The organism is Streptomyces scopuliridis (assembly GCF_042790125.1).
Classification (GTDB): Bacteria; Actinomycetota; Actinomycetes; order Streptomycetales; family Streptomycetaceae; genus Streptomyces; species Streptomyces scopuliridis_A.
In genome coordinates this window covers 79,231-97,279 of record NZ_JBHTZS010000009.1, presented here as the reverse complement: position 1 = coordinate 97,279, position 18,049 = coordinate 79,231, and the positions used below count along the sequence as shown (strand labels likewise).

The window sequence follows — 18,049 nt, the reverse complement described above, 5'->3', positions numbered from 1 at the left end:
CACGGCGCGCATCAATCGCCAGGTGCAGCGCCGTACATCCGTGGGATGACGCGGCCGGGAGGTTACCTCCGGGGAGGGACGTCCGGCCCGTACCGCTCCTCCAAGCTTCTTGCCATGACTACCGAAACCGAAGAGGACAGTGGACCGGCCGCCGGGGAGGCCGTCGTCCGGCTCACGGACGTGCGCAAGGAGTACGGCGACGCCACGGCGCTGGACGGCGTATCGCTGGAGATCCGTGCCGGGGAGGCGGTCGCGGTGATGGGACCGTCGGGCTGCGGCAAGTCCACGCTGCTCAACATGGTCGCGGGGCTGGACCGTCCGACGTCCGGGACCGTCACCGTGCACGGCGAGGACCTGGGGCGGCTGAGCGAGAAGGGGCTCGCGCTGTTCCGGCGCCGCCGGATCGGCATGATCTTCCAGTTCTTCAACCTGCTCGACGATTTGCCGGCGCTGGACAATGTCGCGCTGGCGGCGCAGCTCACCGGCGTACCGGCCACACGGGCGCGCGAGCGCGCGCTGGAACTCCTCGACGAACTCGGCGTCGCCGACCGGCGCAACGCCTATCCGGCGGTGCTGAGCGGCGGTGAGCGCCAGCGGGTCGCCGCCGCCCGCGCCCTGATGAACCGGCCGGCCCTGCTGCTGGCCGACGAGCCGACCGGCGCCCTGGACAGCCGTGCCGGGGAGCAGGTGATGGATCTGCTGCTCGATCTCAACCAGATAGGCCAGACGCTGCTGCTGGTGACGCACGACGAGCGGATGGCGACGCGGTGCGCGAGCCGGGTGATCCAGGTCGCGGACGGCCGGGTGGCGGGTGAGCGTGGCCTGGAGCGTACGGAGACCGTCGCGGCGCCCATGGGTGCTCCGGGTACTCCGGGTATCGCGGGTACTCCGGGGCGGTCCGTATGAGCGCCGTGTGGCGGGCCTCGCGCGCGGCCGTACGGCGCCGCAGGCTCCAGACCATCGTCATCGGTCTCGTCGTCTTCTCCTCCACGGTGGCGATCGTGGTGGCACTCGGACTGCTCGAAGCCGCCTCGGTGCCCTTCGACCGTGCGTTCGCGCAGCAGCGCGGCGCCCATGTCGTCGCCTCGTTCGACCGGGCCGGGGTCTCGGACGGGCAACTGGGGGCGACGGCACGGCGGCCGGGGGTGGCGGCCGCGGCAGGTCCGTTCGAACAGGCCGTCATCACCCTCCCCGAAGCCGGTGCCGAAGCCGGTGCCGAAGCCGGTGCCGAGGCCGGGGCCGGGGCCGGTACGGAATCCAAGACCCCGGCCGGTCCGCGCACGATCACCGGCCCCCTCACGGTCGTCGGACGCGCCGATCCGGCCGGCCCGGTGGACCGGGTGCGTCTCCTGGCTGGCCGCTGGGCCACCCGCCCCGGGGAGATCGTCCTGCACGCGCGGGGCGCCGAACGGGAGCTGGGTACGGTGATCAGCGTCCCCGGAGGCCCGGAACTCACCGTGGTGGGCTGGGCCAGCAGTCTGAGCCGGTCCGCCCAGGCCTGGGTCTCCCCCGACCAGATCGGGGCGCTGCACCCGACCGGGGCGCAGATGCTCTATCGCCTCACCGGATCGGCCTCCGCCACGGACGGCCGGATCGAGAAGGCGATGGCCTCGGTCACGGCGGACCTGCCGCCCGCGTCCCTGCTCGCCTCGCAGTCGTATCTCAGCATCAAGCGGGACGTCGGCCGCGCGGCCTCGGCCTATGTGCCCTTCCTGCTGGCCTTCGGGATCCTCGGCCTGGTGGTGGCGGTCCTGATCGTCGCCAATGTGGTGAGCGGCGCGGTCATCGCGGGCCTCCGGCACATCGGGGTCCTCAAGGCTCTGGGCTTCACCCCGAACCAGGTCGTCTCCGTCTATCTGGTGATGGTGCTCGTCCCGGGGGCCGTCGGCTGTGTCACCGGCACCGTCCTCGGCGGCATCGCGGCACAACCCCTCCTGAAGAGCGTCTTCATGGGGATCGGGACCCAGGACCTCGCCGTGGGCATCAGCCCCTGGGTGTACGGCGTGACGCTGCTCGGGATGCCCGTCCTCGTCGTCCTCGCCGCGCTCGTACCCGCGCTGCGCGCGCACCGGCTCCCCGCGGCCGGGGCGATCAGCGCGGGCAGCGCGCCGCGCGCCGGACGCGGGCGGCGCGTACAGCACGCGCTCGCCGGCACCCGGCTGCCGCGCCCGGTCAGCCTGGGCCTGGGCCTGCCGTTCGCACGGCCGGGCCGTACCGCCCTGACGCTGGCGGCCGTCGTCCTCGGCGTGACCACGGTGACGCTGGCGACCGGACTGTCCCGCACGATGTCCGCGTACGGCGAGGCCGTGCAGCGGGTCGGATACGTACACACCGTGGTCCACGTGGGCAAGCCCCAGTTCGGCGAGCCCGCGCCGAAGCAGGGCGACGCCGAGACGGAGGCCCTGCTGCGCTCGCTGCCCGGAGCGGTCCACGTGACCGCCGACGCGTGGATCGAGGTCGGCCTCGCCGGGTACCCGGAGACCGTCGGCTGCCAGTTCTTCCGCGGCGACTCCGACACCCTGGGTGAGACGATCGCCAAGGGCCGCTGGCTGGAGGGACCGGGGGAGGCGGTGGCGCCGCCGGCGTTCCTGAAGAAGCGCGGTCTGGAGGTCGGTGACCGGGTCACCTTCACCCTGGACGGCGAGACGGCGACCGCCACGATCGTCGGCGAGTCCATGGACGGCATGCCCGACCGGCTCCAGTCCAACTGGGAGACGCTGACGGCGTTCGCGCCGGACAGCAAGGCCAATCAGTACGAGGTCCGGCTCGCCCCGGGCACCGCCGTCGGCGCCTACAACGCGGCGGTCAGGGCGGCGGATCCCGGGCTCAACCCCCAGGCCCTCTCGGCGACGAACCGCGACGCCGTCATCATCACCGGCTCCGCCCTGGCGCTGACCGTGCTTCTCGCGACGGTCGCGGCGCTGGGTGTCTTCAACACCGTCCTCCTCAACACCCGTGAACGGCGCAGGGATCTGGGCACGCTGAAGTCCCTCGGTATGACACCACGACAGGTCGTCGTGATGGTGGTGACCTCGATGGCGGCGCTCGGCGCGGTCGGCGGCCTGCTCGGCATCCCGGCCGGCATCGGCGCGTATCGCCTGATCATGCCCGCCATGACCGACGCGGCAGGCGTCTCGCTGCCCGCCTTCATGACGGACGTCTGGCACGCCCCCGTACTCGCCCTGCTCGCCCTGACGGGCATCGTGATCGCGGCACTCGGCGCGCTGTTCCCGGCCCGCTCGGCGGCCCGGCTGACGATCGCGAAGGTGCTGCACAACGAGTGAACAGGCCCGCCGGGGCGGGCCGACCGTGAGCTGCTCAGAGGGCGAGCTGGGCGTTCCCCGTCACATCGAGCGCCGCTCGCGCGAAGACCTGGACGGCGCCGGTGTCGTCCGCGGCCCGCCACACCAGGCCGTATCCGATGGGGTCGGCGTCCTCGAACGGGAGGTAGGTGACGCCGGGCCGCGCGTAGTACGCGGCGGTGTGCGCGGCCGACAGCAGAGCGCCCTTGCCGCCGGCGACGAGCGTGAGCGCCTCCTGCATATGCGTGACGGCCGGGCCGCGGCGGATCGGTCCGCCGCTGGGCGTGCGCGCGGGCGCCCACTGCTCCGGCCGGTAGTCGCGGGCCCGTCCCGGGACGCCCGCTGCCCACTGACAGCGAACGGCCCCGGGTCGGGCCTGGCGGGTCCGTCAGCGCTGATCCGTCAGTGCCGATCCGTCAGCGCGGGTCCGCCGTGAGGGGGAGCGTGGCGGAGCGCTCGATCAGGCCGTTGATCGTCTGATCGCCGTTCGCGTCCATGGGCGTGGAGTAGTCGCCGACGGCCCAGAAGGCTCCGGAGTCACCGGCCGGGGCCAGATCGTAGAAGGTGTACGACGGATACCGGGTGTCGCCGTCGGGGGCCGTGGCGCCGGGCCGCTTGGTCCAGCTCGTGCCGTCGTAGTGCCAGAACACCGGCCACGAGCTGGGCGATTCGGACTGGTCGTTGCCGGTGACCCACAGACCGCCGCGGCCGTCCGGGGCGATCGCGTGGAGGTAGAGGCCGGAGAGCGAACCGGTGACGTCCTCCCAGGCGGTCCCGTTCCAGTGCGTGACGCTCGGGACGGGCGGGCCGGCGCTGGGACCGTCGGCCCATCCGGCGACGTAGACGCTGTCCGGGGCGTCCGCGGCGATCTTGGCCGTGTCCGTACCGGCCCGTACGGGGGGCTCCTCCATCAGGGTCCAGGTCGTCCCGTCCCAGTGGTAGGTCACCGGGTGGCCGCCGTCCACGGGGTAGCGCATGCCGGTCGCGTAGGCGTCGTCCGCCGACAGGGCCTCGATGTCCCGGATGTCGACGAGGCGCGGCAGCGCGAACGTCTGCCACGCGCCGTCGGCATAGGTGTAGAGAGCGTTGCCGCCCTTGAAGAGCCGCCCCGGCACGGCCGCGATCGGGACCTCGGGCCAGGCCTCGTCGGAGGGGCCGGTGGTGGGAACGGTGCTCCAGCGCTCGCCGTCGAAGTGGACGAGAACCTGGCTTCTGACCAGCGTGCCGTAGGCCCAGACGTCGTCGGCGGCGACGGCGCTGACCGACGACCACTGCCAGACGGCGGGCAGCCCCGGGGCGGTGTCCTCGCTCCATCTCTCCCCGTCCCAGCGCATGATGACGCCGTGCTGGGCCTTTCTGCCGACCGCCCAGGCGAGATCCTCGCTGACGGAGGAGACCGACATCACGGACTCCACGGGGCTGTTCCCGGAGAGGGAGACCTCCCAGCCGGGCGTCGTACCGGCGGGGCCGGCGGGGTCGGCGACCGCGGCGTTGGCGGTTCCGGTGGTGAACAGGGTGGCGGCGAGGGTCAGTGAGACGGCGGCGGCCCGCAGCAGGTGCCTTGTCTGCATCGGTTCGCGTTCCTTTACGGTCGGAGAGCCTCTGCCGCCCTGACGGCGCACGTACGGACCGTAGGGCGGCCGGACGACCAGGCAGACTCCCGGAGGTGCCGGATGGTTGTAGGCGCTCCGATCCGGCCGGCCGCCCGTCACAGCAGGAACAGCAGGACCGCGATGAGCACGGCGATCACGCCGACTCCGGTGCCGACGACACAGCCCGGACTGGTCGCCAGTTCGGAGAGGCGCGTCGCGAGGGTGGGAGGTGACGGGCGGGTGGGGGACGGTTGTTGGGGTGTGGGGGGAACCGGGACCGCTTGCGGCATTCGGGGCAGCTGAGGCAGCTGGGACGGCTGAGGTACGTGCGGTGTCTGGGGTGTCTGGGGTGCGTGTGGTGTGTGCGGCGCCCGGGGTGCGGTGGGTGCGGTGGGTGTGGTGGGTACGGCAGGTGGGGACGGTGGGGCGGAGTTCTGGGTGATCACGTCGCGCAGGATCTGCTGCCACACGACGGGCGGCAGGTCCGGGACCTCGCCATTCCTGGGCGTGATGATGCTCTGCCAGAGCCAGTTGCCCGCTGTGGGGTGGCGGTCCCGGCCCATGCGGTGCAGCAGTTCCTGGAGATCGCGCAGATAGCGCTCGTCGCGGGCCAGGGGGGCGACGGCCCAGGTGAAGAGATCGGATGCCCGGTTGGCCAGGGCTGTTCTCGAAAGCGGCTCCGACTCCTGCCTGTTCGGCGTGTAATACAGGCCGTTGCGGAGCACTTCCGCACACAGGTCGTGCCGCATGCCCGTCCGGCGCACCCGGACGCGGGGGTCGCTTCCCAGCTCGTCCAGGAGCAGTTCCACGGAGTCCTGCGGCAGATCGGCGGAGCGCAGCTCGTCCAGGAGCAGATCGTCGGTCAGCGTCCGCAATCGCTCGGCCAGCAGGCCGCGTTGCAGGGCGTTCCCGCGCCGGTGGACACGCAGCTCCGCGTGGAGTGAGCGCGCTTCGTGGGCGGTGGCGGCCTGTGGATAGCCGGTGGTGGGCGCGGGCGCCGGAGTCGCTGGTGGCGCGGGCGTTGGTGTCGGTGCTGGTGTCGGCTCGGGTCCGGATGCCGGGGCCGGGGTCGGCGGCGGCAGGGTCGGAGTCGGGGTCGGCGGCGGCAGGGTCGGCGGCGGTACGGAGACGGGCGCGGGTTCCGGCTCCGGCTCCGGCTCGGGCGCCGTCGGCGCCGCGGACGCGGCGCGGGCCGGCGGTTCCCGGCGGTCCGCGTACAGGATCTCCTTGAGCAGGAGGCGCCGCCGCGCCCACTCAAGCCGCGCTCCGTCCCTGAGCCCGTCGACCAGCTGCGGCACACCCGGGCTGTCCGCCGGGTGCGCCAGGAGATGGTCCACCAGCCGCGCCGCCGCCATGTGCTCGAACTGGGGCTTGGCCGGCGACCGGCCCATGACCCGGGCCAGCGGACCCGACCCGCCCGCGTCCGGCTCCCAGCGCGGGACGCAGGTCAGCCGCAGCTGGTGGGTGTCGACCGTGTCGTACGTGGCGAACGTCCACTCCTGCCCCAGCCAGGAACCGAACAGCATGAACAGCCCCAGATACACCAGCGGCACCGCGTCCTGGTCCGGCCAGCCGAGCGGTTTCTCCTCGTCCGTGAGCGACCCGTCGACGAGCAGCGACACCCGCCGCGCCGGATCGCGCAGCCACTCCGCGGTCACCAGGATCAGCGCGTTGCGGACCGTCGGCAGCTGCTGCCGCATCCCGGGCAGCCGTTTGCGCGCCACCGAGTCCAGCTCCGCGCTCTCCACCGCGCGCAGCCGCCCGGCGGCCTTCTCGGCGGACTCCCGGCTGCCCCAGCCGCCGTACGCCAGTCCGAGACACTGACGGGTCTTCAGGGTCCGCGGATCACCGATCAGGACATGGCTGACCGTGCTGGGCCGGCCGCCCCGGTCGGTGGTGGGCCAGCGCTGTACGAGCATGACGTCACCGTCGCGGGACAGCATCCGTACGACGCTCTGCCGCGGGGCCGCCGTACCGGACACCCACAGCAACGGGCCCAGTTCCCGGCCCAGTTCCTCCGCGCGCTCGGCCGGGCAGGAGTGGGCGACGGCCGTCATGCCGGTGCCCTGGCGGCCCTGGTTGCCGTCCCACCGGAAGACCACCTGGTGCACCGGGCCCGCGGCGCCGGCTGCCCGTTGGGATGCTCCCCGATCCTGGAAGTCGTTCACTTCGCTTCCTCTCCCGCAGATCCCGCAGATCCCGCAGATCCCGCAGATCCCGCAGATCCCGCAGATCCAGCGGATCCAGCGGATCCCATAGACCGCATAGACCCCTCAGACCCGTCGGATCCCCCGGGACCCCAGGTCTCCGGCGACGGCGGCGCCGCCTCCACCGCGGTCGCCGTCCCCACGGCGAACTCCTCCGCGCCGCCCGGCACATCGATCAGTCCGTGCATCGCCAGCAGCGACAGCAGCGGCTCCAGCACCCGCCGGGGCCCCGTCCCCGCCGGATAGCGGCCGTGCTCCTCCTGGCCGCCGGTGGCCGACGCGACATGCAGGGTGCACCGGCGGATCGCGTCGAAGGGCCGCAGCCACGCCTGGCCCGCGTGCCGGCGCAGCAGCCCGTACACGTCCTGGCTCTCCTCGCGCATCCGCGCGGGGTCGAGCGAGGTGGCCGGCGCCTCGTCCAGCCACCGGTCCACGGGCGGCTGGAAGCGCAGCAGATCGGCCTTGCCGAGCACCATCGCCGCCGCCACGTCCAGATACGGACCGCTCTTCGGCAGGCGGTCCAGGACGGTGCCGAAGGCCAGATCGCCGTCCCGGTTCACTTCAAGTCCCCAGCGTTCCCTGGCGTGGTCCAGATGCGGCAGCGGGAGCGCCAGCGCCGGATCGACGACGAAGACCATGGCGTCGACCCCGAGCAGGAAGCGGAGCGCCGCGTCGGTCCGTACGAGATCCTCGCCGCCGAGATCGAAGAAGGCGACCGGACGGACCTGCCCGTGGGCGTCGGTGATCAGCAGGGACTCCACGAAGCGGGCGAAGCCGTCCAGGCCGAGGGCGCCGGTGTGGTCGAGGACCCTGCCGTTGCGCAGCGGCTGCACCCGCTCCCGTACGAACCGGGCGTGCTGCTCCGGGTTGACGGACTGCCACTTCAGGCCGAACGGCTCCAGACCGCCGTCGGTGATCTCCGCGATCATCTGGGTCAGCAGATGGCTCTTGCCGGTGGAGGACTGGCCGACCATCGCGACCGTCAGCGGCCTGCCGTAGCTGAGATAGGGCACCGGGATGAAGTGCTCGGGGAAGTCCGGGTCCGCCGTGCACTTCTGGACGGCGCCGCGCATGACGTCCTGGCGGCGCAGGGAGTTGCCGAGGCCGGCGGGGTCGAGCCGCTCGTACTGCATCCTGCTGTCGGTGACGTACAGCGAGGTGAGGTCGAGCTGGATGGTCTCCAGGCAGTACGGGCAGAGCACCTCACCGGCCGCCCGCTCGGCCGCCGCCCCTGGCCCGTCGTGCGGCTCGGCCGCGGGCGCCAGCCGCTTGAGGTGCAGCGCCTGCTCGAACGCCTCCTGGTGCGGGCGCGTCTCGTCGGCGGGCACGGTGAGCGCGATACGCCGGGCCGCGCCCGGCTCCAGCAGGTCGAGCAGATGGCCGGGCGTCGGCCGGTCGGCCGCCAGCGGGGCGAAGGCGCCCCGCAGCGTCTCGGCGAGCACCCGGTGGTCGCCGAGATCGGCGGGCGCCCGGTCGGGCGGCCCGGCCCGGCCGGTCGCCAGCTGGTAGAGCACCTGGGCCGCGCTCCACACCGCGTCCCGGGAGTCGACGAAGCCCTCGGCCGCGCGCTGCTCCGGCGAGCAGTAGGGGGCCCGGCCCCACCGGGTCCTCGGCCGTCCGCTGCGGGCCACCCCCTCCAGCCCCCAGAGCTGGACCGACATGCCGTCCCAGAGCACATTGGCGGGCGAGATCCCGCGTAACACCAGGCCCTGGCCGTCCAGCAGACACAGCGCCCGCATCAGGTCGTTGGCGAAGTGCGGCTGGTCGGTCGCGGACATCACATGCGTACGTACGGCGGGCTTGCCGCGCGGCGGGGCGTACAGCAGGAACGGCTCGGCCGTGTCCAGCTCGTAGCCGATGACCTCCGGGAAGAGCGTGGCGTACTCCGTAGTGGCGAGCACCCGGTGCAGATGCAGGGCGGTGCCCGCCTCCGCGTGCAGCAGCGCGCGGGCGGCCGGGTTCGCCGCGGCGGAGCCGGTCAGCCGCACCTGGAGGCACTGCTGTCCCTCGTCGTCGAGCAGGCCCTTGCGGATCCACTGGGGCAGCAGCGGATCGCGGCGGGATTCGCGGCCGAACCGGACCGGGGCGGTGCGGCGGCGCCCCGAAGGGGTGGTGAAGGAGAGGGTGGTCCGCCGCGGACCGGCCGGCTCCGCCAGGGGGGTGTGCGCCGGAGGGGAGTGCGGGGTGCTGGTCACCGGCGGTCGCCGTCCTTTCGTCGAAACGTCTGCGCCGGGCCTCGGTACGTGGGTACCGGGCGGCCTCGGTACGGGGTGCCGGTCACCAGTGCTCGCCGTCCCCCCGCTCGTACGCGTCCACCGCGTCCAGCGCCTCCAGCCGGTCGGATTCGGGGCTCTGGCGCGACCGGACCGTGTCCACCACCCCCATCCGCAGCGGGGTGAGCCGGATCAGTCCGGCGTACCGCCCCGACGAGGTCCACAGCGCCTCCTCCGGCCCACCCGAACCGCTCGTACGCCAGGCGTTCTCGACCTCGCCGCGTACGGCCTCCGGGGCGAATCTGATCCAGACCGCCGCCGCCGGGTCGCGGCTGAGCAGGGCGCCCTGCTCGGGTGAGGAGAGTTGCACCACGATCCGCCGGTCGGCCTCCGCGCCGACCAGTTCGGCCACCCGGTGCGGGTCGGTGCCGAGCAGATTCGCCGACGTCGTGCGGGTGCGGTGCGCGGCGGCGAACGGGGGCGGGGCCAGCACCCCGTTGCGCTGGAGGTGATGACGTGCCGTCGACAGCAGCTCGCGGACCCGGGCCTCGGTGCGTCCTACGGCGAGCGTGCCGGCCTGGCCGCGTTCGACGGCGCCCCAGTACGGCGCCATCGCGACCAGGGCCGCGTCCGTCAGATCGCCGGCCAGGGTGGCGACCAGCTCAGGGCCGCCCTCGCCGCTCTCGCGGTCCAGCCAGCGCGGGACCCCGGCGGTGCGGTCCGCCGGCGGGTCGGCGGGCCGGGCGCCGCCCCGTGTCCCGGCCGGCTCGTCCCAGGCGGGCCCGTCGTCCCAGGCGTACGCGCTCGCCCAGTCGGTGTCCTCGTCGGCGGCGGTGCCGAAGGCGTCCGGCTCCAGGGCCGAGGCGCTGGTCAGCCAGTCGTCCTCGGCGGCCGGTTCGGCGCCGGCCGGATCCGGAACCGCGGGCCGCTCCGGCTCGGGCACCGCCTCGGCGTCCGCGGCGGCGGCCGTCGCCCGCAGCATGCCGGCGACGGACCGGGCCGCGTCGGCGCAGTACAGGCGTTCCTCGGCGGCCCAGTGCTCACGGACCGCCTTGGCCAGCAGGCCGTCGAGCCCTTCCAGGGCCCCGCGCAGTACGGCGGTTCCATGGCCGGCGGCCCAGAAGTCGGCCGCCTCGCCCCAGAGCCGGCGCGTCGTCTCCACCGCGAGACCGAGGCCCACCAGCAGTGCGGCGGTGCTCAGCCAGAGCGGGGGCGCGGTGACGTACGCCAGCACCACCCCGGCCACGGCGCCGCCGACCGCCGCGACCCGGGGCCCCATGGCCCAGCTTCCCGGCCGCCCCGCGCCCCGCAGCCGGGCCGCGCCGAGCACCGCCACGGCGATGAACACCAGCGGTACGACGACCGCGAGCACCGCCAACGGCCCCTGCCACAGCGCCCCGAGCAGCCCCGCCACGGCCGCCACCGGAGCGACCAGCGGGCCCGGCACCGGAACGGCGCCCGCCGCCGTGCGCAGGGCCACCGCGTCGGCGGAGTGGTCGGCGAGCTTCGGCAGCAGCGCGGAACCGGGCACCGGCTCCACCCGCCCGGCCAGCCCCGTGAAGCGCCTGGCCACCGCGCGCAGCGGCAGCCCCTGCCCCAGCAGCTTCCCGGCGAACTCCCGCAGGCCCTCGCCGATCCGCTCGCCCACGCCGTCGGCCGTCGGCACCCGCAGACCGAGCGACGCGAGCCGGGCCGCCGCCTCGGCGGCGGACGGCGCGCCGCCGGAACCGGCACCGCGCAGGGCCGTGCCGACGAGGTCGCGGTAGCCGTCGAGCCCCCGGCGCGCCTGGTCGAGGTCCGCCTCGAACGCCTCCCTGCGGGCGCCGCTCAGCAGCCCGGGGAGGGAACGCAGCCCCGCCTGCGCGTCCTCGGCGTCGGCGAGGGCGTCCGCACACGCGCGGTACGCGTCGTCCGCGACCCCGCCCGTCACGCGGTGCCGCTGGTCATGGCCGCCCCGGCCCGCCACCAGCCCCCGCAGCGGCTCCGGCAGATCGACTCCCGACCAGGCGGTCACCGGCAGGTCCGGTACGCCCGCGCCGTTCTCGCCCGCGATGCCGTCCTCGCCCGCGAACCGGGTGAGCGCGTCACGCCAGGCCCGGTCGCGCACCTCCGGCGGCAGATCCTGCTCCAGCAGCCGCACCCCGGGCGCGGCGACGGCGTCGGGCAGCGACCCGACGTCGTCGAGCACCCGCAGGAAGACATCCGGCACCGACAGCAGGTCGACCAGGACCGCCAGCGCCTCCGGGTCGTCGGGCGCGGGCTGTTCGAGCGCCGTACGGGCGGAGCGCAGATCGCCCGCCCACAGCAGGGCGATCCCCGAGCCCCGCAGCAGCGCGGGCCGCAGCAGCCGCCGGTCCGGCTGGAACGCTTCGTTCTCACCGGCGTACGAACCGGGCGCGCTGCCCACCAGCAGGATGAGGACCCGGACCTCGCCGATGGCCCGGTAGGCGGTGATCAGTTCGTACTGCCGCTGATGGTCGGTCAGCCCGGCCGGGGTGTCGACCACCAGGAACAGCGGGTGGTCGGGCTCCGGCAGTCCGGCCAGGCCCAGCTGCCTGGCGACCTTGGCCCGCAGGACCGGGGCGGCGTCGAGCTCCGCCGCCCCGGCGCGCAGATCGAGATGGATGACGGTGGCGATCTCCTCGGACGTGATCACTCCGCATCACCGTCCCAGGGGTTGCGGCGGGAGCCGTCGCGGGCATCGGGGTCCTCGTCGGCGTACGGGCGGGGGCCGCCGGGGTCGTCCCAGGGCACGGAGGGCCGGTCGGCGCCGCTGGAACGGCCGTTGACACCGTCCCCGGAGGCGCGCCGGGGCCGGTCGCCGTACGCGTCGCGCTCGCCGTACGCGTCGCGATCGCCGTGACCGTCGCGGTCGCCGTGACCGTCGCGCTCGCTGTACGCGTCGCGGTCGCCGTACCCGGGCCGGCTGTCGTGTCGCTCCCGGTCGCCGTATGTCTCACGGTCGCCCCCGGCCCGATACGTGTCGGCCGAAGCGCGCGGCGCGGTGCCCCAGTCCTCGTCATCGTCCACCACCCGCCGGGGTTCCGGCAGTTCCTTGCGCGGGCGCGGCTTCGGCGTCCCGCCGCGTACGTGCTCCAGCAGCGTCCGCAGCGTCGGCTGGATGGCGCGCTGGTCCCCGAACTCCATGTCCAGCGCGGCCGGAAGCGTCTCCGCCCAGAACTCCCACAGCGGCCGTACCCACCCCTCGACCCGCTCGCCGCCGCGCTCCCGGCGGTCCTCCAGCAGCTCCAGCTGGCGCGGGGCGATCTTCTCGACCAGCTCGACGAAGAGCGGATGCGGATCGCTGCCGCTCCTGGCGAGCCCCAGCGGCTGGGTCCCCATCAGCTCGCGGCAGTAGTCCTCGACGGTCCGTTCGTCGTCCAGCACGGTCCACCGTTCGTACGAGCGCAGCAGCTCCGCCCAGCTCGACACGCCGCCGGGGAAGTCCCCCAGCCGCAGCCGTACACCGGGCACGTTCTCGCCGGTCTCGGGGAACAGCCGCAGCCGTACCCGGGCCGGCGACGCGGAGTCGCCGTCGACCACGTCCACCTGGCCGTTCCACATGCAGCACAGCAGCCGGTGCAGGATGGTGCGGCGGTCGTCCTCGCCGCACACCATCCAGCTGTCCCGGAAGCCGACCCGCTGCCGCCACCGCAGCACGTCCTGGGCCTGCTCGGAGTCCTTCGCCCTGGCCCACTGCCTGAGCACCTTGCGGGCCTCGGGCACCTGCGTGAGGCTCATCTCGCTGCGGAAGAGCACCACGGTGATCGAATCGCTCTCCACCCCCCGGTACTCCACGGAGTTCTTGGCGTCCGAGGGCAGCCGCAGCGCCTTGCCGAGGTACTCCTGCACCTCCTCCACGGCCTGCACACGCGGGTACGTGACGAGGGCCCGGAGCGGGCCGGTGCCCTCCGGGGTGAAGCCGACCGGCAGCAGTCCGGTCAGCTTCCGGCCGAACAGGTCCAGCGCCTCCTTGCTGACCTGGTCGGTGGCGTCCGCGTCACCCGCGGCGGCGGCCAGCAGGGTGCTCATGGACGGCAGCAGCGGGCGCTCCTCCAGCTGTGCGCCGCTCTCCGCGAACAGCCGGGTGATCCGGCCCTCCAGCTGCGCCTTGACCACCGCCACCGCGCCGTCCGGGCTGCGGCGGCTGAGCGAGTGGACCCGGCGCCAGGTGTCCCCGTCGATCATCTTCAGCAGGAGCGTGGCCTCGTCGTCGTTCTCGCGCAGCCCCTCCCGGTGGATCATCCGGGCGACCAGGTCCTCGTAGAAGTGGTTGAGGGTGCGCTGCGGCGGCAGCAGATACGAGATGCCGGTGCGGTCCTCGTACAGTTCGAGGCCCTTCTGCGCGGACACCTTGCGTTCCAGGTCGGAGTGTTTGCGGAAGGAGTTCACCAGCCGCCCGAGGTCGGTGCCCGCCACGTCCGCCTGGGACTGCCAGCGCTGCTGCTGCTCCCGCCATGCCTCGTGCCATACGGTCCGGCTGCGCCACTGGTACCAGGTGTCCTGGTCGCGGAGGGCCGCCTGTACCTCGTCGTCGCCCCAGCGCGCCGGGGACATGCCGGCCAGCCGGCCTTTGATGCGCGGGTTCTTGGGCGGCTGTTCGGTCACGCCCGGCGGACGCTGGGGGGCGGTGGCGCGGCTGTTGAGCATGCCCAGGAAGCCGAGCCGGGCGATCGGTTCCTCGCTGCCGGGTACGCCCCTGACGACGCGTTCGGCCAGGAAGGGGTCCACGCTCTGGAGGAGCTTGTCGATGGCGGGGCGCGGGGCGAACCGGTCGGCCATCGAGGCGGCCTGGCGGTCGGCGATGGACTGGAGGTCGGAGAGCAGCCGCTGCATGTCCGCGACCCGCTCGCCCAGCGCCTGCTCGATGGCCCGGCTGCCGCGCGGCAGCGGATCGGGCTCCGGCACGGTCAACTGCTTGCGTTCCCACAGCTCTTCGAGGTACGAGTCGGTGAAGAGCTGACGGATCAGCGGCACCGCCTGCTCCCGCAGCGCGGCGCGTGGCCGCTCCACGAGATCCGTGACCGCCTCCCGCAGCAGCCGGCCGGCCACCAGATCGGCCAGCTGGTCCATCGGCGCGGTCATGGACGCCACGAGGCTGGTGGAGACGCCCTGCCGGCCGATGCCGGTGGGCGACAGCGCGCTGCGGTGCACGCCCCGGTTGATGAAACTCGCGGCGAACGTCTGGAAGTCGTCGTCGCCGGCGCTCCTGCGGCCCGGGGAGCGGCCGTCGCCCAGTTCGGTGCCGATCAGCGACATCACCAGGGAGACGATGGAGCGGCGCAGATCGTCCTGGCGGATGCCCGCGGTCGGGCTGAACAGGAACGCCGTGGGCAGAATGCCCGTCCGCAGCCGGATCGGTGTCGTGCCCGGGTAGCGGATGCCGAGCCCGGACTCATGGTCCAGGTCGCCGATCTCCGCGCCCTCCGTCGGCGCGTTCTGCCCGTCCACCAGCCGGAAGAGATCGACCAGCGCGCGGGCCGCGTTCAGCTCCGCCTCCCGGCCGCCGCCCGCGGACGAGGAGAACGACGACGGCATCACGACCAGCGGGTAGATCTTCACCCCGTCGAAACGGCGCAGCTGGAACGCGTGGTTGATCAGATGCAGATAGTCCAGGAAGATCCCGGCGCCGGTGCCGCCCGCCACCGAGAAGGCGACGAACACATCGCAGCCGTTGACCTTGCCGCCGCCGAGTTCACTCAGCTCACCGGCCGACCTGGCGATCGCGTCGATCGCCTGGAGCAGCGGTTCGAGGACCGGCGCGAGGCTGTGCCTGAGCGTGGCGAACAGGGCGGCGCGCCCGACGGTGGGCAGCTGCCCCGCGCCGTTGTGCAGCGGGGTGACCTTGGGCTCGTCGATACGCGGTGGCAGCCAGTCGGCGACCTCGTCGCGCAGGCTCGCCCGCAGCATCTTGGTCACTTCCGGTGAACTGTCGAAGTTCGGCAGCAGGTTGTGGGTGGCCCGGGAGGTACGGGCGTACGCGGCCCGCAGCGACGGGTCCACATTGAACTGCGGCAGCCGCTGGAGGTCGGACTCGCTGTAGTCCGCGTACACGAACTGGAGGCAGTCGGGCAGCTGGTAGGGGGCGTGGCCGCTCAGATGGCTGAGCGCGACCCCGTCAGGACCGCACAGTTCGGCGCGCAGCTTGCGTTCCAGCTCGGCGCCGACCAGGCCACCGGTGCCGCCCAGGCCGACGAAGAGCATCGGCTGGAAGATCTTCATGGGGTTTCCTCCCGCTCATGGCCGTACCTGCGGCCGGTCCGTCCTCGGTACGTCGGTGGATTCACGTCTGTGGACTCCTCACGCGTCGCGGCGCCGCTGCCGCGACGCGTTGCCCGTGTCACAGGTACGAGTCGTAGGTGCTCGAACTCCCGCCCTCACCGGTCGCGGGGGTGGTGGTGGGCGTGGGCGTGGTGGGACGCGACCGCGAGAGCCACGGCCGGCGGGGACTGCGGGTACGGGTACGGGTACGGGTCTCCTCGCCGAGCGCGAGGCTCAGCGCGTCGGTCAGCGGGACCTGGCCGTTGGCGGTCAGCCTGGCCCGGCCGCCGCCGCGCGTGCGCAGTACCGCCCCGCCCTCCGGGCTGCGCTGGACGGCGTACGGGCCGTGGTTGCGCCGCTCGATGCGCGGGCTGCGGTGGGGTTCCACGACGGCGAACTCGTACCACTGCTTGTGGCCGTGTCCCGCCGGGTGGTCGCCGAGGATGTCGCCCCCTTCGGAGACCAGCCGCAGCACCAGGCCGAACGGGTCCCTGCGGGTGCGGCGCTGGCGCAGCCAGGCGAGGACCGCCACGACGACGAGCGCGGCCACGACGACGGCGGAGAGGAACGCCCACCAGTACTTCTCCCAGATCCCGGGCTCCGGCGTCACCTGTACGGAGAGCGGGGAGCGCACCAGCGTCCGGTCGTCGTCGGTGGTGTCGACCACCGTGACGGTGCCGCCGAGCCGCAGCCCGCCGTCGCCGAGGCGGTCGCCGAAGACGTCTTCGGGGGCGACCTCGACCGTCACCTTCCGGGTCCCCGACTCGCCCGGCTTCACCTCGATCTCGGCCGGGGTGACCGAGAGCAGCCCGTCCTGGAGGTCGGCGACGGACAGCCGCAGGGTGTGCGGGGTGTCGCTGGTGTTGTGGACGGCCAGCGTGCCGGTGACCGAGGAGCCGGGGTGGGTGGTCGCGGCGGGCAGGGTCAGCGCGGTGGTGACGGGCAGTACGCCGGGCGCGATCTGGCCGGCCTCGCTGCGGGTGTCGGCGCTCAGCCCCGAGGCCGTCAGCGTGCCGCTCACCTTCAGCGCGCCGTCCGCGCTCTCCGGGATCTCCACGGAACCGGTGAAGGAGCCGTCGCTCCCCTTGGGGTCGCTCCCCTTCCCGTCGTCGGTGAGGCGCAGCTCCAGCGGGGCGAAGCCGTCCCCGGTCAGCTCACCGCGGACCCGCAGCCCCTCGTAGTCGCGCGGGTCCTTGATCTCGTACCCCTCGCGGGTCTGCAACCGCATGGTCACCGTGGTCTTCTCGCCGGCCCGCGGCGACGGCGGGTCCATGGTGATGGAGCCGCGCAGCTCGCCCTGCCACAGCACGCTGACGCCGACGGGCAGCGAGCGGTGTCCCTCGGGCGCCTCCGCCTTCACCTTCCAGACGCCGGGCACGGGGTCGACGATCTTCAGCGCCTCGACCGTGCCGCCGGCGCCCGCCAGTTCGAACCGGGAGTCGCGGTACGTCCCGGAGGTGGGCACCTCGTGGCCGCTCGGGTCGAGATAGGTGACCGTCACCTCGGGGTCGCCCTTGTCGACCACGATGCTGCCCACGGTCGCCAGCGGCGAGATCGCGATCTCCAGGGTGGCGGGCGGCCGGTTGCTCGGCCCCCGCTGGTAGCGCAGACAGTGTGCGGCGGCGAAGATCTTCTCCAGCGTCGGGCCGATGTCCTTCGCGCCGGAGACCTTGCTCGCCTTCGGACGGGCGGAGGGCAGCTCGACGCAGCCCTGCTGGAAGCCGCCCGCGGCGATCCGGTCGAGCTGCTTCTTGTCCGGGGCGGCACCGAATCCGAGCGGCCAGATCTGCACCCGCTGCTCGGCCGCGTTCTTCAGCTCCAGCTCCAGCTGGCGTTCGCCCTCGGCCGCGCGGTGCGCGGGATCGCCGTACTTGGGGCTGCCGCTGACGTCCATCTTCCCGTCGGTGAGCAGGAACAGCACACGCGGCACCGACGGGTCGGTGCCGCTGCTGAGGTCGTGCACGCCCTGGCGTATCGCGCTCGGGAAGTCGGTGCCCGTGCCCTCGCTCTTCTTACGGCTGCGCAGCTTGCCGACGCACGCGCCGACCGACTCGCGTCCCGCCGCGTCCAGCGTGGTGCGCGGGCACACCGGGTCCACCGCGCGCTGGTCGCCGGACTCCGCGGCGGCGAAACCGAAGACCGTGACATTCGAGGACGAGGAGACATCGCCCAGCGCGATCCGGGCGGCGGCGGCCTTCTCGGCCTTCATGTCCTCGGGCGCGAGACTGGCGGACTCGTCCACGGCGACCGCGTAGTTGACGGACGTGAAGGCCGGCTCGGACGCCGCCGCCGGCACCGGCCCGGGACCGGCGGGCGCCAGCAGGGACACGAGCACCGCGGCGCCGCCCAGCGCGGAGACCGCGCCGCGGCGCGCCCAGCCCCTTCTCGTCCGCTCTCTTCCCCTGAGTGTTCCCACGGCCGTCCCCTTATTTCGTCTCTGCGTGGTGTGCGTGCGTGGTGTGTGGCGACGTCGC

The 18,049-nt window shown here is 73.5% G+C and carries 8 protein-coding genes and 1 pseudogene; 2 read left to right on the top strand and 7 right to left on the bottom strand.

Annotated elements, in window-relative coordinates; all coding sequences use genetic code 11:
* Positions 1-114 precede the first annotated feature (114 nt).
* Together ACFRKB_RS16400 and ACFRKB_RS16395 are read left to right on the top strand one after the other, a co-directional pair.
* Entirely contained in the window at positions 115-906 is a 792-nt protein-coding gene (locus ACFRKB_RS16400) for an ABC transporter ATP-binding protein (RefSeq protein WP_383106479.1), read from the top strand.
* Entirely contained in the window at positions 903-3,284 is a 2,382-nt protein-coding gene (locus ACFRKB_RS16395) for an ABC transporter permease (protein ID WP_383106478.1), read from the top strand. Before ACFRKB_RS16400 ends, ACFRKB_RS16395 begins: the two co-directional genes overlap by 4 nt.
* Before the next feature lie 34 nt (positions 3,285-3,318).
* Here ACFRKB_RS16395 and ACFRKB_RS16390 read toward each other — a convergent pair.
* The 7 genes and pseudogenes from ACFRKB_RS16390 to ACFRKB_RS16360 form a co-directional block, all read right to left on the bottom strand.
* Positions 3,319-3,594, bottom strand: a pseudogene (locus tag ACFRKB_RS16390) (LysR substrate-binding domain-containing protein); the annotation flags it as partial.
* A gap of 124 nt (positions 3,595-3,718) precedes the next feature.
* On the bottom strand, positions 3,719-4,873 hold the full coding sequence (locus ACFRKB_RS16385) for a hypothetical protein (RefSeq protein ID WP_383106476.1): 1,155 nt from the start codon (positions 4,871-4,873) through the stop codon (positions 3,719-3,721).
* Between the two features lie 137 nt (positions 4,874-5,010).
* The gene (locus ACFRKB_RS16380) at positions 5,011-7,062 is read right to left on the bottom strand and encodes a hypothetical protein (protein ID WP_383106474.1); all 2,052 of its coding nucleotides are present in this window, start codon (positions 7,060-7,062) and stop codon (positions 5,011-5,013) included.
* Positions 7,059-9,296 carry a protein kinase family protein gene (locus tag ACFRKB_RS16375; protein ID WP_383106473.1) on the bottom strand — a complete coding sequence of 746 codons (2,238 nt, stop codon included), beginning with the start codon at positions 9,294-9,296 and terminating at the stop codon, positions 7,059-7,061. Before ACFRKB_RS16375 ends, ACFRKB_RS16380 begins: the two co-directional genes overlap by 4 nt.
* A gap of 82 nt (positions 9,297-9,378) precedes the next feature.
* Positions 9,379-11,970, bottom strand: coding sequence for a hypothetical protein (locus tag ACFRKB_RS16370; protein ID WP_383106471.1), 2,592 nt, complete (start codon positions 11,968-11,970; stop codon positions 9,379-9,381).
* On the bottom strand, positions 11,967-15,536 hold the full coding sequence (locus ACFRKB_RS16365) for a tubulin-like doman-containing protein (protein WP_383106470.1): 3,570 nt from the start codon (positions 15,534-15,536) through the stop codon (positions 11,967-11,969). Before ACFRKB_RS16365 ends, ACFRKB_RS16370 begins: the two co-directional genes overlap by 4 nt.
* Before the next feature lie 118 nt (positions 15,537-15,654).
* Positions 15,655-17,991, bottom strand: a complete 2,337-nt coding sequence (locus ACFRKB_RS16360) for a VWA domain-containing protein (RefSeq protein ID WP_383106469.1) — start codon at positions 17,989-17,991, stop codon at positions 15,655-15,657.
* Positions 17,992-18,049 lie beyond the last annotated feature (58 nt).

What these genes read in the sequence shown, in the direction of transcription:
- ACFRKB_RS16400 (WP_383106479.1), top strand. Translation starts at nt 115, where the DNA reads ATGACTACCGAAACCGAAGAGGACAGTGGACCGGCCGCCGGGGAGGCC.
- ACFRKB_RS16395 (WP_383106478.1), top strand. Translation starts at nt 903, where the DNA reads ATGAGCGCCGTGTGGCGGGCCTCGCGCGCGGCCGTACGGCGCCGCAGG.
- ACFRKB_RS16385 (WP_383106476.1), bottom strand. Translation starts at nt 4,873, where the DNA reads ATGCAGACAAGGCACCTGCTGCGGGCCGCCGCCGTCTCACTGACCCTC.
- ACFRKB_RS16365 (WP_383106470.1), bottom strand. Translation starts at nt 15,536, where the DNA reads ATGAAGATCTTCCAGCCGATGCTCTTCGTCGGCCTGGGCGGCACCGGT.